The sequence below is a fragment of the Furfurilactobacillus milii genome (assembly GCF_009863985.1).
In the GTDB taxonomy this organism is placed as follows: Bacteria; Bacillota; Bacilli; order Lactobacillales; family Lactobacillaceae; genus Furfurilactobacillus; species Furfurilactobacillus milii_A.
Map to the genome: position 1 here is coordinate 1 of NZ_WEZT01000019.1, position 20,871 is coordinate 20,871.

21 protein-coding genes are annotated in these 20,871 nt (G+C 42.9%); 18 read left to right on the forward strand and 3 right to left on the reverse strand.

Annotated elements, in window-relative coordinates:
- The first annotated feature begins 85 nt into the window (after positions 1 to 85).
- Entirely contained in the window at positions 86 to 1,195 is a 1,110-nt protein-coding gene (locus GB992_RS08920; RefSeq protein WP_161002132.1) for an MDR family MFS transporter, read from the forward strand.
- A gap of 69 nt (positions 1,196 to 1,264) precedes the next feature.
- Here GB992_RS08920 and nrdI read toward each other — a convergent pair whose 3' ends face one another.
- Positions 1,265 to 1,732: a class Ib ribonucleoside-diphosphate reductase assembly flavoprotein NrdI gene (gene nrdI, locus GB992_RS08925; protein ID WP_161002133.1), complete on the reverse strand. Its 468-nt coding sequence runs from the start codon at positions 1,730 to 1,732 to the stop codon at positions 1,265 to 1,267.
- Between the two features lie 136 nt (positions 1,733 to 1,868).
- Here nrdI and GB992_RS08930 point away from each other — a divergent pair, with 136 nt between their 5' ends.
- Together GB992_RS08930 and GB992_RS08935 are read left to right on the forward strand one after the other, a co-directional pair.
- Positions 1,869 to 2,705 (forward strand): HAD family hydrolase, encoded by an 837-nt coding sequence (locus tag GB992_RS08930; RefSeq protein WP_161002134.1) that lies wholly within the window; start codon positions 1,869 to 1,871, stop codon positions 2,703 to 2,705.
- Positions 2,702 to 3,226 (forward strand): dihydrofolate reductase family protein, encoded by a 525-nt coding sequence (locus tag GB992_RS08935; protein WP_161002135.1) that lies wholly within the window; start codon positions 2,702 to 2,704, stop codon positions 3,224 to 3,226. The genes GB992_RS08930 and GB992_RS08935 overlap by 4 nt, the downstream gene beginning before the upstream one ends.
- A 55-nt stretch (positions 3,227 to 3,281) precedes the next feature.
- On the opposite strand, the gene GB992_RS08940 is transcribed toward GB992_RS08935, so the two are convergent.
- Positions 3,282 to 4,661, reverse strand: coding sequence for a hemolysin family protein (locus tag GB992_RS08940; RefSeq protein WP_161002183.1), 1,380 nt, complete (start codon positions 4,659 to 4,661; stop codon positions 3,282 to 3,284).
- A gap of 711 nt (positions 4,662 to 5,372) precedes the next feature.
- On the opposite strand from GB992_RS08940, the gene GB992_RS08945 reads away from it, so the two are divergent.
- The 15 genes from GB992_RS08945 to GB992_RS09015 all read left to right on the forward strand — a co-directional run bounded on the left by GB992_RS08945 (position 5,373) and on the right by GB992_RS09015 (position 19,749).
- A complete protein-coding gene (locus GB992_RS08945; RefSeq protein WP_017261587.1) occupies positions 5,373 to 5,738 on the forward strand; it encodes a hypothetical protein in 366 nt (121 codons plus the stop codon).
- Positions 5,739 to 6,178: 440 nt separating this feature from the next.
- Entirely contained in the window at positions 6,179 to 6,604 is a 426-nt protein-coding gene (locus GB992_RS08950) for an Hsp20/alpha crystallin family protein (RefSeq protein WP_161002136.1), read from the forward strand.
- A gap of 197 nt (positions 6,605 to 6,801) precedes the next feature.
- Positions 6,802 to 7,674, forward strand: coding sequence for an aminoglycoside 6-adenylyltransferase (locus GB992_RS08955; protein WP_161002137.1), 873 nt, complete (start codon positions 6,802 to 6,804; stop codon positions 7,672 to 7,674).
- Positions 7,675 to 7,683: 9 nt separating this feature from the next.
- Positions 7,684 to 8,820: a low temperature requirement protein A gene (locus GB992_RS08960; protein ID WP_161002138.1), complete on the forward strand. Its 1,137-nt coding sequence runs from the start codon at positions 7,684 to 7,686 to the stop codon at positions 8,818 to 8,820.
- Between the two features lie 229 nt (positions 8,821 to 9,049).
- Positions 9,050 to 9,835: a recombination regulator RecX gene (gene recX, locus GB992_RS08965; protein WP_162855674.1), complete on the forward strand. Its 786-nt coding sequence runs from the start codon at positions 9,050 to 9,052 to the stop codon at positions 9,833 to 9,835.
- Between the two features lie 150 nt (positions 9,836 to 9,985).
- A complete protein-coding gene (locus GB992_RS08970) occupies positions 9,986 to 10,219 on the forward strand; it encodes a hypothetical protein (protein ID WP_161002140.1) in 234 nt (77 codons plus the stop codon).
- 96 nt (positions 10,220 to 10,315) lie between these two features.
- Positions 10,316 to 10,663, forward strand: coding sequence for a DUF975 family protein (locus GB992_RS08975; RefSeq protein ID WP_161002141.1), 348 nt, complete (start codon positions 10,316 to 10,318; stop codon positions 10,661 to 10,663).
- Between the two features lie 120 nt (positions 10,664 to 10,783).
- Positions 10,784 to 11,488, forward strand: coding sequence for a DUF975 family protein (locus GB992_RS08980; protein ID WP_161002142.1), 705 nt, complete (start codon positions 10,784 to 10,786; stop codon positions 11,486 to 11,488).
- Positions 11,489 to 11,589: 101 nt separating this feature from the next.
- Positions 11,590 to 12,114: a DUF1836 domain-containing protein gene (locus tag GB992_RS08985; RefSeq protein ID WP_161002143.1), complete on the forward strand. Its 525-nt coding sequence runs from the start codon at positions 11,590 to 11,592 to the stop codon at positions 12,112 to 12,114.
- Positions 12,115 to 12,225: 111 nt separating this feature from the next.
- Positions 12,226 to 13,062 carry a DNA/RNA non-specific endonuclease gene (locus GB992_RS08990; protein ID WP_161002144.1) on the forward strand — a complete coding sequence of 279 codons (837 nt, stop codon included), beginning with the start codon at positions 12,226 to 12,228 and terminating at the stop codon, positions 13,060 to 13,062.
- 389 nt (positions 13,063 to 13,451) lie between these two features.
- Positions 13,452 to 16,088, forward strand: coding sequence for a bifunctional acetaldehyde-CoA/alcohol dehydrogenase (gene adhE / locus GB992_RS08995; protein ID WP_161002145.1), 2,637 nt, complete (start codon positions 13,452 to 13,454; stop codon positions 16,086 to 16,088).
- A 531-nt stretch (positions 16,089 to 16,619) separates the two neighbouring features.
- A complete protein-coding gene (locus GB992_RS09000) occupies positions 16,620 to 17,291 on the forward strand; it encodes a CPBP family intramembrane glutamic endopeptidase (protein WP_161002146.1) in 672 nt (223 codons plus the stop codon).
- Positions 17,292 to 17,339: 48 nt separating this feature from the next.
- Positions 17,340 to 18,020 carry a coenzyme F420-0:L-glutamate ligase gene (locus GB992_RS09005; protein ID WP_347877382.1) on the forward strand — a complete coding sequence of 227 codons (681 nt, stop codon included), beginning with the start codon at positions 17,340 to 17,342 and terminating at the stop codon, positions 18,018 to 18,020.
- 129 nt (positions 18,021 to 18,149) lie between these two features.
- Positions 18,150 to 18,737, forward strand: coding sequence for a hypothetical protein (locus GB992_RS09010; RefSeq protein ID WP_161002148.1), 588 nt, complete (start codon positions 18,150 to 18,152; stop codon positions 18,735 to 18,737).
- Between the two features lie 328 nt (positions 18,738 to 19,065).
- Entirely contained in the window at positions 19,066 to 19,749 is a 684-nt protein-coding gene (locus tag GB992_RS09015; protein WP_161002149.1) for a CPBP family intramembrane glutamic endopeptidase, read from the forward strand.
- Here the strand turns inward: GB992_RS09015 and GB992_RS09020 are convergent.
- Positions 19,741 to 20,559, reverse strand: a complete 819-nt coding sequence (locus tag GB992_RS09020; protein ID WP_161002150.1) for a sugar phosphate isomerase/epimerase — start codon at positions 20,557 to 20,559, stop codon at positions 19,741 to 19,743. The two genes, GB992_RS09015 and GB992_RS09020, sit on opposite strands and share 9 nt — an antisense overlap.
- Positions 20,560 to 20,871: the final 312 nt, after the last annotated feature.

Sequence of the window (20,871 nt, forward strand, 5' to 3'; positions counted from 1 at the left end):
TTAATCAGAGACCACTTAAAATACTTGACTGGCAAACACCTTATCAGATCATGCTGACAAATTTGTCCAAAAATTCGGATTAAATTTGCAATCTACCAATTATCTTCATGAATCACTTACTTTATCAGGACTGGTGTTATTGGGGATGTCCTTGATGATGATCGTCGGTGACTCAGTTGGTGGCTATTTATTCGATCATTGGAAACCATATCAAACGGGGGTATTGTCAGCAGCTTTGGCTACTCTAGCTGTAGTCGCCTTGATATTCTGGCATGGTTGGCCGGTATATGGCATTTTGTTGCTAGTTGTCGGGTTTGGCGACGGTGTCAACATGACCATTTTGAATTCTCTGGCAACATGGATGAAATCTACCTCGACACGGCATGTGTTTAACATGCTTTACGTGTCGATGAATATCGGGGTCGTGATTGGAACGTTGATTGTCGGCTATGCCATTAAATTTGGGATTACGACGGTTTTCATTATTGCGGCTGTTTGTTATGCGGCGCTAACGCTCGTCGTGGCTTTACACTTTAATGTTAAACCGCAAACACAAACGAACAGGTCAACGGCACAATCTAAGAATCCTAAGACCAATGGTACGCCAAAGCGCTCACGGCCAACTGTTTTGATCACGTTGATTTTAGTATTATTGCTGGCGATTAACCTGGCGTACTCACAATGGGAGAGTGTGATTTCGGTTCACATGACCAATTTAGGCATTCCCGTGCTGAATTATAGCCTGTTGTGGACTTTGAACGGTGTCATTATCGTGTTGTTACAACCAGTAATTACGCGCTGGAGTGAGCGATTTAAGATTGAAAACGTCATTGTTGTTGGGATCACACTATTTGCAGCGTCATTCTTTATGTTGATTTTTGCCAGGACCTACGCGATGTTTGTGATTACTATGATCGTGCTTACGTTTGGTGAAATGATTGGTCATCCGGCCTTGCCGGCTTGGATTGCAGTTAAAGCGCCAGCTAGTGAAGCTGGTCGTTATCAGGGCTTTGCCAACATGGCGATTGCGTTTGGCCGAGCCTTGGGTCCGCTATTTGGTGGCTTTATGCTAGATTATGCAACATTCCCCGTTTTATTCATGGCGGTTGGTGGTGTGCAGATGATTGCGTTGGTTGCCGTTTATTGGCGCGCACACTCAGAACGGGTCAAACAACAAGCTAAAATTTCGAAATAATGATTCGTTAAATGAAAAATATCCTGAACAATGGGCACGTTCGCAAGTGCCGCATTGTTCAGGATATTTTTATTTGGCCGCTTGAATGGCCGTTTTAACGATTAAATCATAAATGCGAGCGACATCGCGAGTCGTTCCGCGCAACTCATAATCGGCTAAAAATGGGAAGCCATATTTGTCGGCATAGCGACGGGCTGTTAAACAATATTGTTCGTTGAAATTACGGTTACCGGAACCAATCACGCCTAAACATTGTTTGCGGTTATCATGATAGGCAATGTATTCACCAAGGACATTTGTCATTAGCTCTTTAACACCATTGTCGATGCCATTGCCGCCGTCTAGATAGGTCGGAACAAACGCAAAGTAGGGCTCTGTTTCATCGATAAAATCTGATTGTTCAGAGATTTCTTCAACCTTCAGTGTGGGTTGGTCAGCATTTTCTTCATGTTGTTTGTCAGCATATTCAGCAAGGTGGCTGACGAAACTGCGGGTGTTTCCTTCAATAGATATGTAGCGAATGTTTAATGGCGTCATACATATGAACTCCTCATTTTTGATTTAAGTTGAGTGTACAGCAAGGATTTTTTTGAAACCAGTCTTGACGATTCGCAATCTAGCTTCCAGACGCATCATGAACAGGCGTAAAATGGTGTTAACGGAGGAATTGTTAATGACACATTATTTAATTGTTACAGATATTGATGGCACGTTAATTCCGAAGAGCCAAATTGTGTCCCCCCTGACGAAGGCAGTGTTTGCCAAACTTCGTGCGGATGGTCACGAAACATATATTGCTAGTGGACGATTGCTCGCATTGGCGCAGTCAATTGGGAATCAATTAAGTCCTGATATGAACATCATCTGTTCCAATGGGGCGGTGATTGCGCAAGGTGAGCAGATTCATCAAACGCTGCTTGGCATGGATGCCACCATTGCTGCGTATGAAATTTGTGAGCGCTACGGACTAACACTCCGTTTGTTCAACTTGAAGGATACTTTTCATACGTCTACTGAACACGAGGCGATTGAGCATATGCGATTCTTACGCCGCGGCGTTGACACCGGTACGATTTACTTGAAAGATATCGACGATGTAAAAACGATCGCGGATACGATTACAAATGGCCTGGCAGTGTCACATGACGGCGACAAGTTAGCTTTAGCGCGTCAAGCGTTTGCCGAGACTGGTTTATTCTCATTGTCAGCATCAAATCCGTGGAACATCGAGTTAATTCCCAAGGGTATCAGTAAGGCAACTGCGCTTAGGTCAGTACAACAACAGCTACATATCGATGCCGCGCATACTATTGTGTTCGGTAACGGACTCAATGATGCGCCAATGTTCAGCGAGGCGCAGACCAGCGTCGCGATGGCTGATTCTCCACAGGCAGTGATTGACCAAGCGGCGACAACAACCGTTCCGGTGGACGAAGATGGCGTGCCAAAGTTTTTGATGAAGATGTTTGGTATCACTGCGTTAGACTTGGCGGAGGTTCAGATAAAATGAGATCTGTAATCTTGTACATTGCTACTAGTCTTGATGGGCGTCTAGCTGATGCCAACGGGGAACTAGACTGGTTAACCAATACGGCTGTTGATGGGGATGCCGGTTATGATCGTTTGATGGGCGAAATTGACACCTTAATCATGGGTCGTACAACATACGATTACGTAATTAACCACACTGATGTCTATCCATACGAGGGCCTAACCAGTATTGTTCTCACACATCACGAGATTTCCGCGACCGATGGCGTTCAAACTTATCATGGCGATGTAGTCACACTTGTGCGACAGTTACGCCAAAAATCTGGAAAAGCGATCTGGATCGTCGGTGGTGGAAAAATTGTTGGTGATTTAATTCAGGCGGAACTCATCGACGAGTTAAGATTGTTTGTTGCACCTACGTTTATTGGTGCCGGACCACAATTATGGCAGTCTGGAGCGCAACAAAAGGCATTTGAATTAATGGACGTGTCACGTGCTGGGCAGTTGGCTGAACTAGACTATAGCGTAAAACGAAACTGAAAAGGCTCATCATTCTTCCGTTTTCGGAGGAGTGATGAACCTTTTTTTAAAACAATTATTTTTCTTCGCTTACAGGGGCCTCAGAGTCGCTGTTTTCTTCGGTATCTTCAACTGGTTTGCGAATTACTTCAAACCAATTGATATAGGCGTTCTCGTAATCAAGAGCAGTAAATTGGAAGTCACCAATTTGATAACTGTCGCCAGCTTTGATATCTGGGTCTGCTTCAATGATGTAACCTGTCAGCGTAACCACTTCGGACTCTTCAAACTTCTTGATGTCCGTTTGGAAATAACGTTCAAAGTCATATAACGTCATTTTCCCAGAAACATGGTAAGAACCGTCATCTTGCTTGAAGATATATTCGTCAGAGACATCGTCAATTTCGTCATGAACAGTGCCAAATAGTTCTTCGTAGATATCCTTATCCGTAACGATCCCAGAAGTACCACCATATTCATCAACAACCACAACGATTGGCGTTTGTTTGTTGATCATTTGTTTCAGCACATCTTGAATTGGCATGGTTTCAGGCACCGTGATAATGTTCCGTAGCACCTTCGCAACACTGATGGAATCGTCAACCTGACTTTGACGGATCAAGTCGTAGTTAAAGACGTAACCTAAAATCTTATCCTTGTCACCATCAGCGACAACGGGGAGGCGACTGAATTGCTCAGTCAAGTAAACCTGCAGAGCGTCCTTAACGGTGTCAGTAACATCAACGACCTCCAACTGCGTACGGTCGATCATGATGTCACGAGCGACCTTGTCGTTCATTTCAAACGCCCGCTGCATGAACACGTAATCTTCCTGATCTAGTTCACCACCGGAGACGGCGTTTCGTGACAAATTCAGGATTTCAGCCTGACTGAAAGCTTCATCACTTTCAGAGGCAGGTTTCATCCCAAGCATTTTCACGATCCCGTTTGCCGAAGTATTCAATAGCCAAACGAATGGGTAGAAGGCCACGTGGAAGTAACGTAATGGTGTAACAACCAACATCAAGACTTGGAATGGTCGGTCGATTGCGATGTTCTTTGGTACGATTTCGGTAATAACCACTTCAAAGTACGTCAGTAAAATAATCCCAACAACAGAACCGATAGCATGTGCCAAGGTTGTGTTGAAATTGAGGTTAACGATACCAAACAGGTCAACCAACATCGTTGTTACTGTTTCTTCACCAATCCAACCAAGGATGATCCCACACAGTGTGGTCCCAACCTGTGTTGTTGATAAATATTCATTTAGGTTGTGGACCATTCTGGTAGCCACATCGATCTTCTTTGATTTCTTATCGCGTTTGTCCTGTTCTTCTTCCAGAACACTTGGCCGCGTTTGCACCAACGCAAATTCAGCCGCCACGAAAAAGGTAGCAAATACAAAAGTAATTAGCATAATGACTAAGTTGCTAATTATTTCACCACTATCCAACGGAATATTCCCCATTTCTTGTTTCAAAAGTCTGCCACAATTATAACGCGCCAGCTATAGAGAACAAAACACTTTACGCGCTTATTCGTAAATAAGTAACGATTAAGTTGTCGTTATTGACCTTAAACACTGTGCTAATACGTTTTATCTTCCGTATAGTTGTGCTTGCGCTTACGGTTGTCAACATTGCAACACCGTCGTGGGACCGGTTCGAGCCTGCAAACCATAGTCTCTCACCTCGTCATGAAGCCTCTAAAACCGAGTCTTCATGACCGTCCGTTCTGTAAATCCGTAAAATCGCGGATTAACAGAACCTTCATGACTTGGTTTCAATGCTGACGCCCTCCAGCTCATATAACAGAATAGATGAACGACATTTATGTGATTAGACTTTTATCTGAATGTTGGAAGAAACCAGCTATTACATAGTGGAAGCAAATAGAGACAGAGTTTCGTGAAGGCACCACTTAGCGGCAAGGGTTGAGCCGCTTAGTGAGTGCGGGACGAGCTTGAAGACAGGGTTAGGCTTCAAGTCGAGGTCGAAGACCGTGTCTTTCAGGCTGAGACCGGTCCCATGAAACGGCGTCTCTATTTGCCGGAACGATGAGCACATTAACCAGCTACTAATAAGGTCAGCAGAAAAGAGTGGATTCGCTTACCATTTAAAATCCACAGTGCTATGCTGGATTTATAAATAAAGAGGAGATGCTGATGATGGCAGACGAGAACGGACAATATAATGATGCCAACATTGAATATGACGATGCCGACGTTAAGAAAGCCCTAGATATTATTGCAGACAAGGGCTTTATTTCAGTAAAGGACTTTCCGAAATTAGACGATCGGGATTGGGCGCATGGCTTCTCGACTAAGATTATCGCAGCTTCAGAAGACCGTAACTCAGACCCATATATTTACTTTGAACAATTTGATTACGATGATTCATCCATTCATTCCGCAATTTGGGATATGGATCAAATCAAGACGCGTGAAGACGCATTACTTGTTTTGGGTAAAGAATTGGGTGTAAATGAGTTGAAGCCAAACGGTGGTTTGGTTGAAGATGAAACCTACTAAACAGTATAGACAGTAAGGCCGCGAATTCATAAAAAGTTCGCGGTCTTTTATTGTTTCAAAATTTGTTAGCAAGACACAACATTACAGTGAAAACCGCTGTGTAGCCGAGTGGAGCAGACTGGAAACAGAGTCCCATGTCGACACTACTTAATGGGCGTACTTTGACCATTTAGTAGTGTGGAACGAGTTCTGAGACGGGCCGTGGCTCAGAATCGAGGTTGAAGACTCCGGCTCTTCGGAGGCTGAAACGGTTCCTCATGGGACGGCGTTTTCAGTCTGCAAAACGCAACCGCATCAAGCAATTGAACTAGTTCGTACACACAGCCTGCAATAATTTGAAATAATGAGTCAAATCACTTGAATGCTTGACCAATACTGACTATTATAATCCGTGTAGATGGGAGTAACCATTTAAGACTAAAAAGAAGGAGACTTTTGATATGCGTTACGATTTAAGAAATGATGATTTTAACGACCCTCAGGACGACTTTTTCTTTGGTTTCCCACGCAACATGTTTGACATGACACGTCACGGTGGCTCAATGCGTGCCGATGTGGTTGAACATGACAAGGATTTCGAAGTAAGTGCCGAGTTGCCTGGCTTTAAAAAAGATGGCATTAAGTTGCAGTACAACAATGATACGTTGACCATTCAAGCTGAACATGAAAACAACCGTGATGACAAAGATGATGATGGGCGTGTTCTTCGCCATGAACGTAGTTACAGTAATGTAAATCGTTCGTTCTATTTGCCAAACGTTGATCGTGATAACATTGAAGCACATTACGATGGCGGTGTATTGACCATCAAGTTGCCTAAGACGGGTGCCAATGAAGAACGTAATCACGATATTGAAATTAACTAGTTTAAACAAGCTTTCTGGGTAATGATTTATCAGATGGTTTTACCAGCACATTTCCTGCTGATAAAACCATCTTTTTTCGTTTCAAACGGACTTTTTTGCGTATGTTTAACTAGGGCTAATCAAAGACCTGCGTCAAAACCTGCGCTATAATTGCTCATAAGAGTAACCGTGAGTTTGGGGTTGTTAGGAGGAACATCATGACACAGCGTAGTGCACAAAAAATGATGACATTGATTCAGTCCGTTGCCGAGAAGGACGATAATATTCGGGCGATTGGCATGGAGGGTTCACGTAACAATCCGGCGGCCCACCAGGATCAGTTTGCAGACTTTGATATTACTTATTTTGTAAAGGACCCGACACCGTTTCGGCAAAATGATGACTGGCTAAATGTGTTTGGCGAGCGATTGATGATGCAAAAGCCAACGGGTGCACTGTTTAGTGGCACAATGCAGCCATGGTACCCATATTTAATGCAGTTTACGGATGGAAATCGGCTGGATCTTAAGATTGCCTGCGTGGGTGATATGGATGCCTATTTAGCGGCGGAACACTTAAACACGGTGATTTTTGACAAGGATCATCCGGTTCAGGCGCAACCTGAGACTTCTGACTGGGATTTTCACATTGCTCAGCCGACGGAAGAGGATTATCAAGATTGTGTAAATGAGTTTTTCTGGGTCAGCCTGTACGTCATGAAGGGACTCAAACGTGGTGAGCTGTTGTATGCCAACCAATATATGGAAACGCCAGTCCGTGCAGAACTCTTAAAAATGTTGGAGTGGTCAGTGGGCGTTAACACTAACTTTCAGATCAGTGTTGGTAAGAATGACAGTCGACTAAAGGATAAATTACCGACAGAGGACTACGATAAGCTGATTGAAACGTATCGTTTGGATAGCGCGGCGGCAACGTGGCACTCGTTGCAAACTGCCAGTCAACTGTTTATCGAAACGGCGCGAATTGTTGCGGATCAACTTGGTTTTGACTTTCCTGAGTATCCTGCTCATGTTATTGCTTATGAAGAGAAAGTTATGGGCGAATCATCTGCTGTTCAGCCGCAAAAGTAGGTGTAGTTCATGAGAGAATTGCGTCAACATTCAGAAGTAAGTAATATCGAGCTGTTTTACGATTTGATTTTTGCCTATGCGATTAGTCGCATCACGACGGTTTTGCATTTAGTTCACCATGACACCATTCCTGCACTGTATTTGGTCGAATTTGCCGTCATGGTGTTTATGTTTTGGACGGTGTGGACGTATCAAACGGTGTTGGTTAACCGTTTTTTTCAAGAGAACATTCAACACAGCGTCTTCATGTTGTTTGACATGTTTATCGTGATTGTGTTGTCACAGTCACTGACGCCGAATTTTGCGTCCACACAGATTGCCTTTCCCGGGGCAACCTCGCTGTTACTGTTTAGCATTGCCGTTCAGTACCTATTACGCAGTCGTCATTTAACGGATCCACGACAACTGAAGGTGGCTTATGGGCTGGCGCGTATTTTGATTATTACCAGTGTTATCGGTGCCATTACGATCATTCCGTGGGCGCCATACAGTGTTCGCGAGGTTGTTTATATTCTGTCGATGATTTATGCCAACATTGCGCCAATCTTTATGAAGGACAGATTGACCGCCTTTCCAGCGATGTTTGAACATCTGACGGAACGGTATTCGTTGTTTACGTTGTTACTGTTTGGTGAAGCGATTATCGCGGTTACCGAAGTTGTCGATGTTCACCATTTTGACTGGCTGTCGATTCCGTTTTTTCTCATTATTGTGGCACTCTTTTGGGTCTACTTTACGATTTACCAACAAGGTATTGACCGGCACAAACGGACGGCGGGCATCGCACTCATTAATATCCATTACTTTGTATTTGTCGGTTTAGATTTAGTCGCCGCGATTGTGACGTTATATTTGAAACACGAGTTAATCGGCTGGCAATTTGCACTATTAATGACGATTGGACTGTGGTTTTTCTTAGGTGGTTCTGCGATGATGTTAGCCACTTATGGTTCTCATCGTGCAAACGAACATTGGCGCTTGTTGTTCGGCAACGCAACGTGCGCGGCTATGTTTGCTGGTGCGATTATTTGGGTTTGTCGTGCTTGGCAAGATATCGTCATGGTTCTCATCGCTTTGTTCTTACTGGGGATTGCGTGGTGGTGGAATCGGGAAGTGTCACGGTTAAGTACCAATACTGCGGATTGAATAATAGAAAAAAGTTTGATCAAATTTGGCAAACAAGGAGGCCACAATGAGCGATCACGAAAATAAACCAATTTTAATTGGCGATGTGGGTGTACCAAAATCAAAACGTTCCAAACCACGTACGAGTTCAACTAACGGCGCTGACATTGCGGCCGATCTCTTGGCTAAACACAAGAAAGCGCCGACTGATCATAGTTCGCGAACCAGTCGGACTAAAAACGAAGTGACGATGATTGAAGCACAGAAACGCGCTGGTCGTTACAACGTTTATTTAGATGGTAAATATGCTTTTCCTATCAGTGAGTCAGTCATGATCAAATACCGAATTTTTAAGGGAATGGTCATCGACAAAGACTTACAAACGGAAATTATTGCGGCAGATGATGTCGCTAAAGCTTATAATCGAGCGCTAGACTACTTATCTGGTCAGTTACGCTCTGAAAAAGAAGTTACGGACAAGCTTAAAACGCTGGAGATTGATGATGATGTCATTGAATCCACATTGGAGCGGTTACGAGAATTCAATCTTCTGGATGATCAAGCTTACGCAAGTGCTTATGTTCGCACAATGCGCAATACATCGGACAAGGGGCCAATCGTTATTCGTCAACATTTGCGACAAAAAGGGATTGGCGAGAATCTAATTGATAACGCATTGGTTGAATTTAAGGACGATGAATTGGTCGAAAATGGCGTGACGGTGGCTGAAAAGCTAGCAAAACATTACGCTCGTAAGCCATTTTCAACTCAAAAACAAAAGGTGATTCAGGGATTAATGACCAAAGGATTTCAGCGTGAGACCATTGACCAAGTCATGAATCAAATTGAACTCACACGCGATGAAGATACGGAAACCGACTTATTGACCCACGAGGCGCAAAAAGTTTGGCATCGCAATCGTCGCTATGATGATCGTGAACGATTGAATCGGACCAAACGAACTTTATATGGTAAGGGCTATCAGTTTGACGATATTAATCGGGTGTTGGATACCCTGATTGAAGGCAACGATTAATTGAGAAATTAACTAATTGGTATAGCTAAAAAGACAAAAGCAAAACGTTGTTATTACACAAGACGTTTTGCTTTTATTTTGGATTGGTTAAGAATATATTATAGAAAAATAATGTATTACTAAGTTGATTATCAGAACGGGGGAATCATCATGCTTGCCAATTCTGAATTGAAGAAAAATGCACGTCAGACGTTGCGTGGTAACTGGCAACGTGCAATTAAACTTACGATTGTGCCAGTGATTTTGGGATTGATCTCATGGGGTTATCTTTATGGTAACTTTAAATGGCCAAGCAATAGTTTCTTTGTTGATCAGCCCAGTTTGTCATTTACTATTGTTTCGGTAGCCTTGTCGATTGGGGTCATGTATACACTATTAGATTAGGTCAGAGATAAGGATGTCATCAACCAGTCACTACCAGCTCACGTATTTGGATTATCCATAAATACAATGTTAGCGTTATTAGTGCAGGCTCTGTTTATGAGTTTCGTTATCTTGATCGGCAGTCTCTTAATCGTCCCTGGCGTTATCTTTTGGCTCATGTTTTCGCAGTCAGTTTATATTTATAAGGATCAACACGAAGCAGATCCGAACATGAACGTCTGGTCAGGAGTAATCAACAGTGTGTCTCTAAGTGAGTCGATGATGATTGGCCATAAATGGGAGCTATTCAAACTGAAGTTGAGTTTTCTTGGATGGCTTTTGTTGAGTATTGCTACTTTTGGAATTGGTTTCATTTGGTTAGCGCCGTATTATCAATTGACGGTGACAGGCTACTATGTTGCACTGGCCGCTGAAAATCGTGAACAGATTGCACAACATGCCTAAACTCATAAAAATAATAATAGCGACAAACAATTTGTGTTTAAGCAACTTTTCAAGTACCTTTATTTCAAGGACTTTGTTGGCGTCATGTCAACAGCGTCATTTGAAAGGGGTACTTTTTTAATGAAAACAAGAGCTGAGTTAAAACAAGATGCAAAGGACTTGTTGCGTGGACACTGGGGACGGGCAATTCTGCTGGTAATTATTCCACTGCTTTTGTCATGGTTCAGTGGCTCATATCAGACGCATCAGGCAAATTTTTATGCTGATATGACAAACATGAATGTTCATATGTCATTTTGGCCGTTTATTTTGAGTGTGCTGGCGTGGGGCATTAATCTTGGCGTCACTTATACGTTCCTAGACTGGATTCGCAATCCCAAACGGACGGTAAATCCCGGGACCGATGCCTTTCGGGTTATTGGTTCAGCGGCTATCTTTGGATTGCTTGCGATGGGGATAATTGCAAGTTTTATAATTGGAATCGGATTTGTGCTAGTAATCATTCCGGGATTTATTTTTGCTTTGATGTTTTCACAGTCAGTTTATGTTTACAAAGATTTGCACGATAGTGATCCGCAAGCATCCATCTGGTCGGGGGTCTGGACAAGTTTGTCACTCAGCCGTCAGCTGATGATCGGACATAAGTGGGAATACTTTGTTATGCAATTAAGCTTTATTGGTTGGTGGCTGCTATGCGGGATTTCACTCGGAATTGCAACACTGTGGGTAACACCGTATTATGACGCGACGATGGCCGCTTATTATGATGAACTTGAAACAACTAGCAATATCAACATTGCCTTTCATGATGTGAATGAACCATAATATAGTTAAATAACAGCTTCATCTAGTTTACAAAACTAGATTAAGCTGTTATTCTATCCTTAGAGCATAACTAGTCAAAGTGTCTAAGGAGGACAACGAGCATGGCTGATTCTTTTAATGACTATCACAAGTGGGAACAACACCTTGCGGAGGTTAAACTACCTAAGTGGGATGAGCTGCCAAAGTTTGATCTTTATATGGATCAAGTTGTTGCTTATGTTAATGACACCCTGGGCCCACTGGATGTTGATTCGGTGACGCCGGCAATGATCAATAATTACGTTAAGCACAACATTATTTTGGCACCAGTAAAGAAGAAGTATCAGGTTATGCAGGTGGCAGATATCTTGTTGATAGGTTTGCTGAAGCCAACGTATTCAATGGATACAATTCGCCAGGGGATGGATCAAGTTACTGCAAGCTTATTCCCTAAACGCGCTTATGATACGTTTATTGACCTTATGCTGGCCGGTCTGCAAGGCACGCTGAGTACGGATGCAGCGACCAATTTGAATGATCAAATGATGAAAATCACCGTTAATGCAGTGTTAGATAAGATGAAATCGGAGAAGTTACTGGCACTCACGAAAGAGATCGTGAAGCCAAAGCCAGTTGAACAAAAGTAAATTCCGGTTCATGATCCAGTTTGGGTCATGAACTTTTTTTACGCAATGTGCCCCGTCATTTCTATTTATTAGGTAGAATAAAATACAAAGATAACTAGACGGGGAGAAAACATGCGAAATCGTCAGAATGTAATATACGCTGTAGTAGCAGCGGTAGTTGTCGCAATTGTCTTTGGAGCGTTTACGTTGAGTCGTCAGGCCAGCGGGCCAGTCAATCAAAGTCAACAACAGACGACTCAATCCAGCCATGAACAAACATCTGAGCAGGGAAGTACTCAAGCTACAGATGCTGCTGCTTTAGCGAAGCTAACTTATGCGTCGGGCAAACCAGCGGTGGTTGCGGTCAACCATAATCGCAGTACGTTAAACAAGAACGCTTGGCAACGTAATCATGTGATTTACAGTGCACTGGATAATGAAAATCGGACGTCAACGGCCAACACAGCCTATTTAGAGTCCCGTAACGTGGCCAATGATTCGCTGAGGGTTCGACAATATGTCCAACCCACAGGCTGGCATCAAAAGATGGTCAACGGTCAAGCCATTATTAATCGCGGTCATTTGATTGCCTATTCACTGTCAGGCGGGATTGATCAGGATGGTGAGTACAGTCCAAACAATGAATCGGGTGATCAGAACAATCCAAAGAACTTGTTCACCCAAACGGCTTTTAGCAATCAGACGCTACAAACGATTTACGAAAGCAAGGTGCGCAATGCACTGCGTGATAATAAGAAGGTTATTTATCAGGCACAGGCCATTTTTCAAGGAGATAACGAGATGGCTAATGGTGTCCATTTACAGGCGATTTCAACGGATGGCAGTTTGAATTTTAATGTGTATATCTTCAATGTACAGCCTGATTTTCAGTTTCATTACGCGACCGGTCGTTCTAAGGTAGATCGAGGAATGGATGTTCCGACACCGGATGAATCACCAGAATATTAGTTTTTAAATGTGGACCTTGTTTTGCTGGTCCTTTCAGAAATACGTTTATTCGTTATGACATAAATAATCGCCGTGAAGATCATCAAGATTTTTACGGCGATTATTTGTATCTTACGGTTGCCGCGTCATCACTTACGTAAGTTAGCGCAGTACTGCACATATATTTGATGGCTAGTTTAAATATTCACAATAACTTTTCAGATTTTAAAAAACGCTACTAGAAAAAATGTTACGGCACTAAATCCCTTGATAGTAAAGATGGAAACGCTTACTATAATTTTCTTTGTTAATTTGTGAGCAAAAAGACTTGCAAAGTTTTTACATGGTGATATGATACTAATTGTGAAAGAGATAACAATAACCTGTAAATTGATGGAGGAAATCAAACAATGGTTGTTAAAACTGATAAGAAGGCTGAAAAAGACACAACTGATATCGCAGAAACGATTCAGAAGTTAGTCGACAAAGGCCATGAAGCATTAGCCAAAATGGATGACTTTGACCAAAAGCGCATTGACCACATCGTGCACGAAATGGCCATGGCTGCCTTAGACCAACACATGGAACTAGCTAAGCTAGCTGTTGAAGAAACAGGCCGTGGTGTTGTTGAAGACAAAGCAATTAAAAACATTTTTGCCTCAGAAAACATTTGGCACAAGATCAAGGATGACAAGACTGTTGGTATCATCCGTGAAGATGATGTTGAAGAAATCACTGAAGTTGCTGAACCATTGGGTGTTATTGCTGGTATCACACCAGTTACTAACCCAACTTCAACGGTTGTCTTCAAAGCAGAAATTGCCGTTAAGACACGGAACCCAATCATCTTTGCTTTCCACCCACAAGCACAAAAATCTTGTGTGGCAGCTGGTAAAGTTGTTCGCGACGCTGCAATTGCAGCCGGTGCTCCTGAAGGCATGATCCAATGGATCGAAACACCTTCTATTGAAGCAACGAACCTGTTGATCAATAACGATGGTATTGCCTCAACATTAGCTACTGGTGGTCCTGGCATGGTTAAGGCTGCTTATTCAACTGGTAAGCCTGCCTTAGGTGTTGGACCTGGTAACGGTCCTGTCTACGTTGAAAAGTCTGCTAACATCAAACGTGCCGTTAACGACATTACTTTATCTAAGACGTTTGATAACGGGATGGTTTGTGCTTCTGAAAACTCAGCTGTTATCGATGCCGACATTTACGATGATGTAATGGCTGAATTCAAACGTTTGGGCTCAGTTGTTATCAAGAAAGCTGACCAGAAGAAGTTGGCCGATGCAATGTTTAACCCAGTTACGCATGGTGTCAAAGGACCTATCGCTGGTAAGTCAGCATTCGAAATTGCTAAATTAGCTGGCATCAAAGTTCCAGAAGACACTAAAGTGCTGTTAGCTGAAATCGATGGCGTTGGTCCTGATTACCCATTGTCAGCTGAAAAATTGTCACCAGTTCTGTCCGTTTACAAGGCAGCAACACGTGAAGCAGCTTTGAAGACTTGTGAAGAATTACTAGACTTTGGTGGTCTTGGCCATACAGCCGGTCTCCAAAGTGAAGATCAAGATTTGATGAACGAATTCGGTATTCGCATGAAGGCTAGCCGTGTCTTGATTAACACACCTTCCGCCGTTGGTGGGATTGGTAACATCTACAACAACATGATTCCTTCCTTAACATTAGGAACTGGTTCATGGGGTAAGAACGCCGTTTCGCACAACGTTTCATCATTTGATTTAATCAACGTTAAAACGATTGCCAAACGGAGAAATAACATGCAATGGATTAAGATTCCAAGTAAAGTTTACTTTGAAAAGAACTCTGTTCGTTACTTAACTGATATGGAAGGTGTCGAAAAAGTCTTCGTCGTTGCTTCACCTTCAATGGTTAAGAACGGTTACGTTGACATCGTCCGCGATCGTCTTCGCAAACGTCCAAACGCTACCAGCATTCAAATCGAAGTCTTTGACCAGGTTGAACCAGACCCATCAACAGACACGGTTGACCGCGGTGTTCGTTTGATGAACGAATTCAAGCCTGACACGATTATCGCCATCGGTGGTGGTTCGCCACTTGATGCCGCTAAGAACATGTGGATGTTCTACGAGCACCCAGATGCAGACTTCTTCGGTGCTAAGCAGAAGTACTTGGATATCCGTAAGCGGACATACACGTTTGAAAAGCCTAACAAGGCTAAGTTCGTTGCTATCCCAACTACTTCGGGTACTGGTTCAGAAGTAACACCATTCGCTGTTATCACTGACTCCAAGACTCACGTTAAGTACCCATTGGCTGACTATGCTTTGACACCAGACGTTGCCATCGTGGACCCTCAGTTCATCATGACTGTGCCTAAGCGGACAATCGCATACTCTGGGTTGGATGTTTTCTGTCACGCCATTGAATCATACGTTTCAAGCTTGGCCTCAGACTACACGAAGCCATGGTCATTACAAGCCCTGAAGTTGGTTTACAACAACTTGACTGCTTCATACAATGGTGACGCCCATGCCAAGGAAGAAATGCACAATGCTTCAACCTTAGCTGGTATGGCTTTTGCTAACGCATTCTTGGGTGTTAACCACTCTGTTGCCCACAAACTTGGTGGGGAATTCGGCTTAGCCCATGGTCTATGTATCGCCATCACTTTGCCACACACGATTCGTTACAACGCCCAGATGCCTACTAAGTTGGCTATGTGGCCTAAGTACGAATACTACCGTGCTGACGAAGACTACGCTGAAGCTGCTCGTTACCTTGGTTTGAAGGGTGACACGACTGAAGAATTAGTTGAAGCATTGGTTCAAGCATTTATCGACTTAGCACACAGTGTCGGCGTTGAATTGAGCTTGAAGGCTAACGGCGTGGACAAGAAGCATTTCGATGCAACTGTCGACAAATTAGCAGAATTGGCTTACGAAGATCAATGTACAACTGCCAACCCTAAGGAACCTCTGATTTCTGAATTGAAGGAAATTTTGGAAGAGGATTACGACGGTAAGGGTGTTGAAACTAAGACTCGCGGTGCCTACTAAGATTAAGTATTCTTTGAAATAAATGAAGTTTGAAAAAGTCGTTACCGATGACAAATTGGTAGCGACCTTTTGCTGTACTCATTGTTAATGCAGAGGTCAGTTAATGGTTAAGCTGACGCTTGCGGTTGTCAAACATGAACGCCGTCGTGGGACCGGTTCAAGCCGGAAGTTCACCGTCTTTCACCTCGCCGTAAAGCCGAAGTTCACGTCTTCACGACCGTCCCTGTGCTGTAAATCAGGCATTAGAGCCGCCTGATTAACACCACGTTCACGACTTGCGTTCATGTTTGACGCCATCCAGCTCAGATTGTGCTGTGCATTTTGACTGAGTCACCGAAGTTAAGCATCAGAGCTCCGTTCGTCTGTTGGCAATGAACGATATTTCAACATCATTAAAGCTCGATTTAGTACTTTTACCATTAAAAATAATTCAGCGAAAACGTTGTTAAAAGTCATTTCGTGTCTAAATACTGCAATCGTTGTAAAATAACTAAAAAGATTATAAATGATGATATAAGGCCGGTGTTATTTATGAAAGCAAGAATTAGTCGTTATGTCATTGGTATTATTACCATTTGGGTGATGCTATTTTTGTATCAAACGTCACAGCTTCCAGTACACATGCCTGAAATAATAGGTGTATCTGAATCTAGAGATTATCAATGGCTCTTTATTATTTTGGTGACAATTACTTCGATTCTATTTATCTGGCTAGAATTGTATACGATCGACGATGCACGACGCTATTATGGTAATGCGTATATTGAACATCAGACTACCCGTAAGCATAAATGGCTGATGTTTGGCGTCATGTTTCTCGCATTAATCATATTTTTAAGCGTTGAACCACTCATTAAAACGCCAATGCCAGAAAACGAGAAAATGATTGAACGGTCTATGATGGGGATGCCAGTTCTTACCGAATATGTCGAAGTTGTTCTGGCACCAATAATTGAGGAGTTGCTTTTCCGACGGCTATTTTTTGTTTTCTTTTTCAAGGGAATGGCTAACCCGTGGAAACGAGTCTTAGGAATTGTTGTCAACGGGTTATTTTTTGCCAGTTTGCACACATCGCTACTTTCACCAGGTATGTGGGTCTACGCAGTGATGGGAATGATTTTTGCGACAACGTATGTGACAACCAAGAATATTAAGTACAGTATTGCTCTTCATTTTCTTAATAATCTGATCTCTGTGCTTTAAAACTTCGTTAATATTAAATGACATGAGGAAGATGATTTCTTGGTAGAAGTGATAGGTCTAAAAGGCATCAACCAAATTGAAGCAAAAGATGATCTTGGAAAACTGATTGTTACAGGTTTCCAGGATAATGATGTTGTGATCAAACCGTATGACATATTATGCGTGGCATCGAAAATTGTTTCAGTTGCTGAAGAACGGCAAGTTTTGTTGTCTAATGTTCAACCATCATCTGAAGCAATGAAGATTCATCAACAGGTTCCTCGCAAAGATGCTCGTTTAATTCAGTTAATGTTGAATGAAATTGATGATGCAAGTAGTGCACGGTTAACGATTAGTGAGGGATTTATAGGTGCCCGGCTACCGAATGGCCTGTTTTTAACGAGCGCTGGCGTAGATAAACTCGATTCACAATCAGCTATTCTGTTGCCACGGTATCCAGATCAATCAGCTAAACGTATCGCGGAGACAATAACAAGATTGACTAGTGTGCCCGTGTCTGTTGTCATTACAGATAGCGATGGACGGCCTGACAAAAAGGGTGCAACACAAGTAGCAATTGGTGTGTATGGATTAACGCCAATGCGGTCTACAGAAACATTGTGTGATATGGTCGCTGCTGCGGCTGGGTTGGAGATGGGACAGCGTGATGCAGGTATTCCAGTCGCAATAGTAAGTGGTCTAAAATATCAGCTTGATACCAATGCGAATATTACTGACGCACTCAATTGACCGCGTTTTATGAGCTTGGCAGAATTGCGCGCAAACTGTGCAAATTTGACACCGTTTCCGTTTGAGGCGATAATTATGCATTAAAGTTATTGTTCTGTTCTTAAGCAGCAACCCCCTGAGGAGGTTTTTATGCGGCCCCGCAATTATATTTATATTTTAATCGTTGCTTTGGCGGCAATTGGTGTCGGCATGCTGACCGTTAAACCGGTGGCAGAGTCGAAGCCAGCCACTAGCCAAACGCAGTCAAGTTCAACAAAGGCAACATCAAAGAAAGATTCATCAAAAGCGTCTTCACAGAGTTCAACTAAAAAAACGACGCCTAAAAAGGCACCGGCCAAAAAAATCAGTACGGAAACAGTTAGCAACTATACGCTGACAAAAACGGCGACTGACTTGCCATCAGGCTTAGCAAGTGGACAGGCACCGGCAGGATGGTCAGCACCAATCACCTTAAGATTGTCTAGTGCAGCATTGTCTGGTACATCAGAGCAAAATATGGTTCGTTTTGATGGCTTACGCGCAGGAAGTCATTATCGTATTTGGGTCGCTCCCGTAACGTCCTCAGGAACTGCTAAGGCTTATAAAATCGATTATGAGCCAACGACATCATCGTCGTACGTTCCGACACGTTTGTTGAGAACGGCATTGACGGAGGCACAGCAATCCGGCGATAGTGTAAGTCAGCTAGCGTTATACAACGTAAGAGAAAACGGCTAATTAAATATTAAAAAAATCGTAGATGGCCTGTCTAGTGAAGATTAGCCGAAGGGCGTCAATATTGAAACCAAGTCGCGAGATGAGAGACTGTGGTTTAACAGGCTCGAATCGGTCCCACGACAGTGTTTTAATATTGACAACCGCAGGCGACTTTTTAGTACAAACAAAGCCATATGATAAAAAACACGCTGACTTCTCAGCTTTTTTGAGAGGCCAGCGTGTTTACGCTTTGCTAATATAAAAATTAGTCAAGACAGTTTTCCTTGCACTCATCGCAATATACTGTCTATGATATGCCTAATAAATGGATTAAAAGTGGTGACGATAAATGACAGCAGACCGTATCAGAAGGTATCTAATGGGAGCCGGCGCAATGTTTGGCCTGTTCCTGCTTGAACAAGTGGCGGCAACGCTTTCACAACTGCCCAGCATGCTCCGATTGACGAGTGTACCTGCCCAAATCACGTTTGGCGTACTTACCACAATAATAAGTATTTTGGTGTTCTGGGCGTTATGGCGAGCATATCAAAATGGATTAGCTAATCGCGAACCACGTTATTTTGATCAACAACCCACCCGTCGTCACAAATGGCTCGTACTTGGCTTGATGGTGATTGCACTGATTGCGTTGATCGTGGCAGAAGGATTGATTCACAGCAAGTCGTCGGAGAATCAGAGGGCCATTGAACAGATGTTTAAGACAACACCGTGGTTAACTTTGTACTTTGGCGTGTTTGGCGCACCAATTCTGGAAGAACTCATTTTCCGTGGCCTGTTCTTTAATTACTTCTTCATGAAGTTGAATAAACGGTGGGTGAAAGTTCTAGGAATCATCGTGAATGGCCTGCTATTTGCCCAACTGCACACAAATTTGTGGACACCAGATGCTTGGGTATACTTCGTTATGGGCGCTATCTTGGCGACAACTTATGTTCAAACAAAAGATATCCGCTTCGACATTGGTCTCCACTTTGCAAATAATGCGTTTGCCATGTTTTCGATGCTACTCTAAATTTGCTGCGACTTGTTTTAGGTAGTCATATGAGTTGAGCATTTCTGTGGCTTTGGTAGGATCTGCCAGATTAATTTCGAAAATGCTGGATGCTTTAGGATTCAGCAGTGGCAATACGCGAGCCCAGTCAATCCGGCCAAGTCCAAGCGTTAGGCTATCGTGCGTTAGGCCCATTGAATCGACAAGGTGGTAGTGAACGACATGATCACCCAGTTTGGCTAGGGATGCTGCCAGCACATCATTGCTGCCGTGATTCTTGATGAAACAATGGCTGGTATCAAACGCCAACCAGTAGTTACGATCGAAAATAACCTGATCCATGTGGGGATCACCATAGAAAAATAGTGGCGAGATAGAATTTTCGAACATGATGTGGTCGCCGCCTTGTTTGGCGTATTCATCCAAACGTTCGAAGACAACATGTTGAGCTGTTTCAAAATTGGGATACAGATCGATGAAATGCTGCGTTTGCCGCGAGTAAGAACCATGTAGTAATAACTGAATGTCGTTTTTAACGGCTAAATTTAGCAATGTGTCGGAACTGTACCGTAAAAAATGGTACAAGTCCGGCATTTCTTTTTCCGGCGTGACCATTTCGTTGAACCACTTGCCATACCGCATCGGTTGGTGCATCACAATTCTTGGCGTGACATCCTTTGCTTCGTCAATGGCATCCTGCAAATGGCTGAGGCCTTCTGGTGTTAAATCGTGTTGATCTAAATAAAATTCGAAGACATCGGGATGATATTGGAGCCGGTTACGGTATTGTGCGGGATCCGTGCTGCCTTTTAACCCAAGTAATACTTTCATGGTAGATTGTAAAATTAATCCGAACGCTGTTCGGACAAAAAAGATCAGCTTCCTTTAAAATGGTGTTTACCACAAACCCATCTTTTAGGAGCTGATCATTAACCAGCGACCGCTTAAAATACTCGACTGGCAAACACCGTATCAGGTTATGCTGACAAATTTGTCCAAAAATTCGGATTAAATTTGCAATCTACCTCATATAAACCTCCTATGCTTTTAGGTAAAAATATGTGACAGTCTATTAAAAATTGGTTATGTTCAATTCAAACGAACATAGCCAATTTTTTTACGTATGTTAAGTGTATGAGAAGA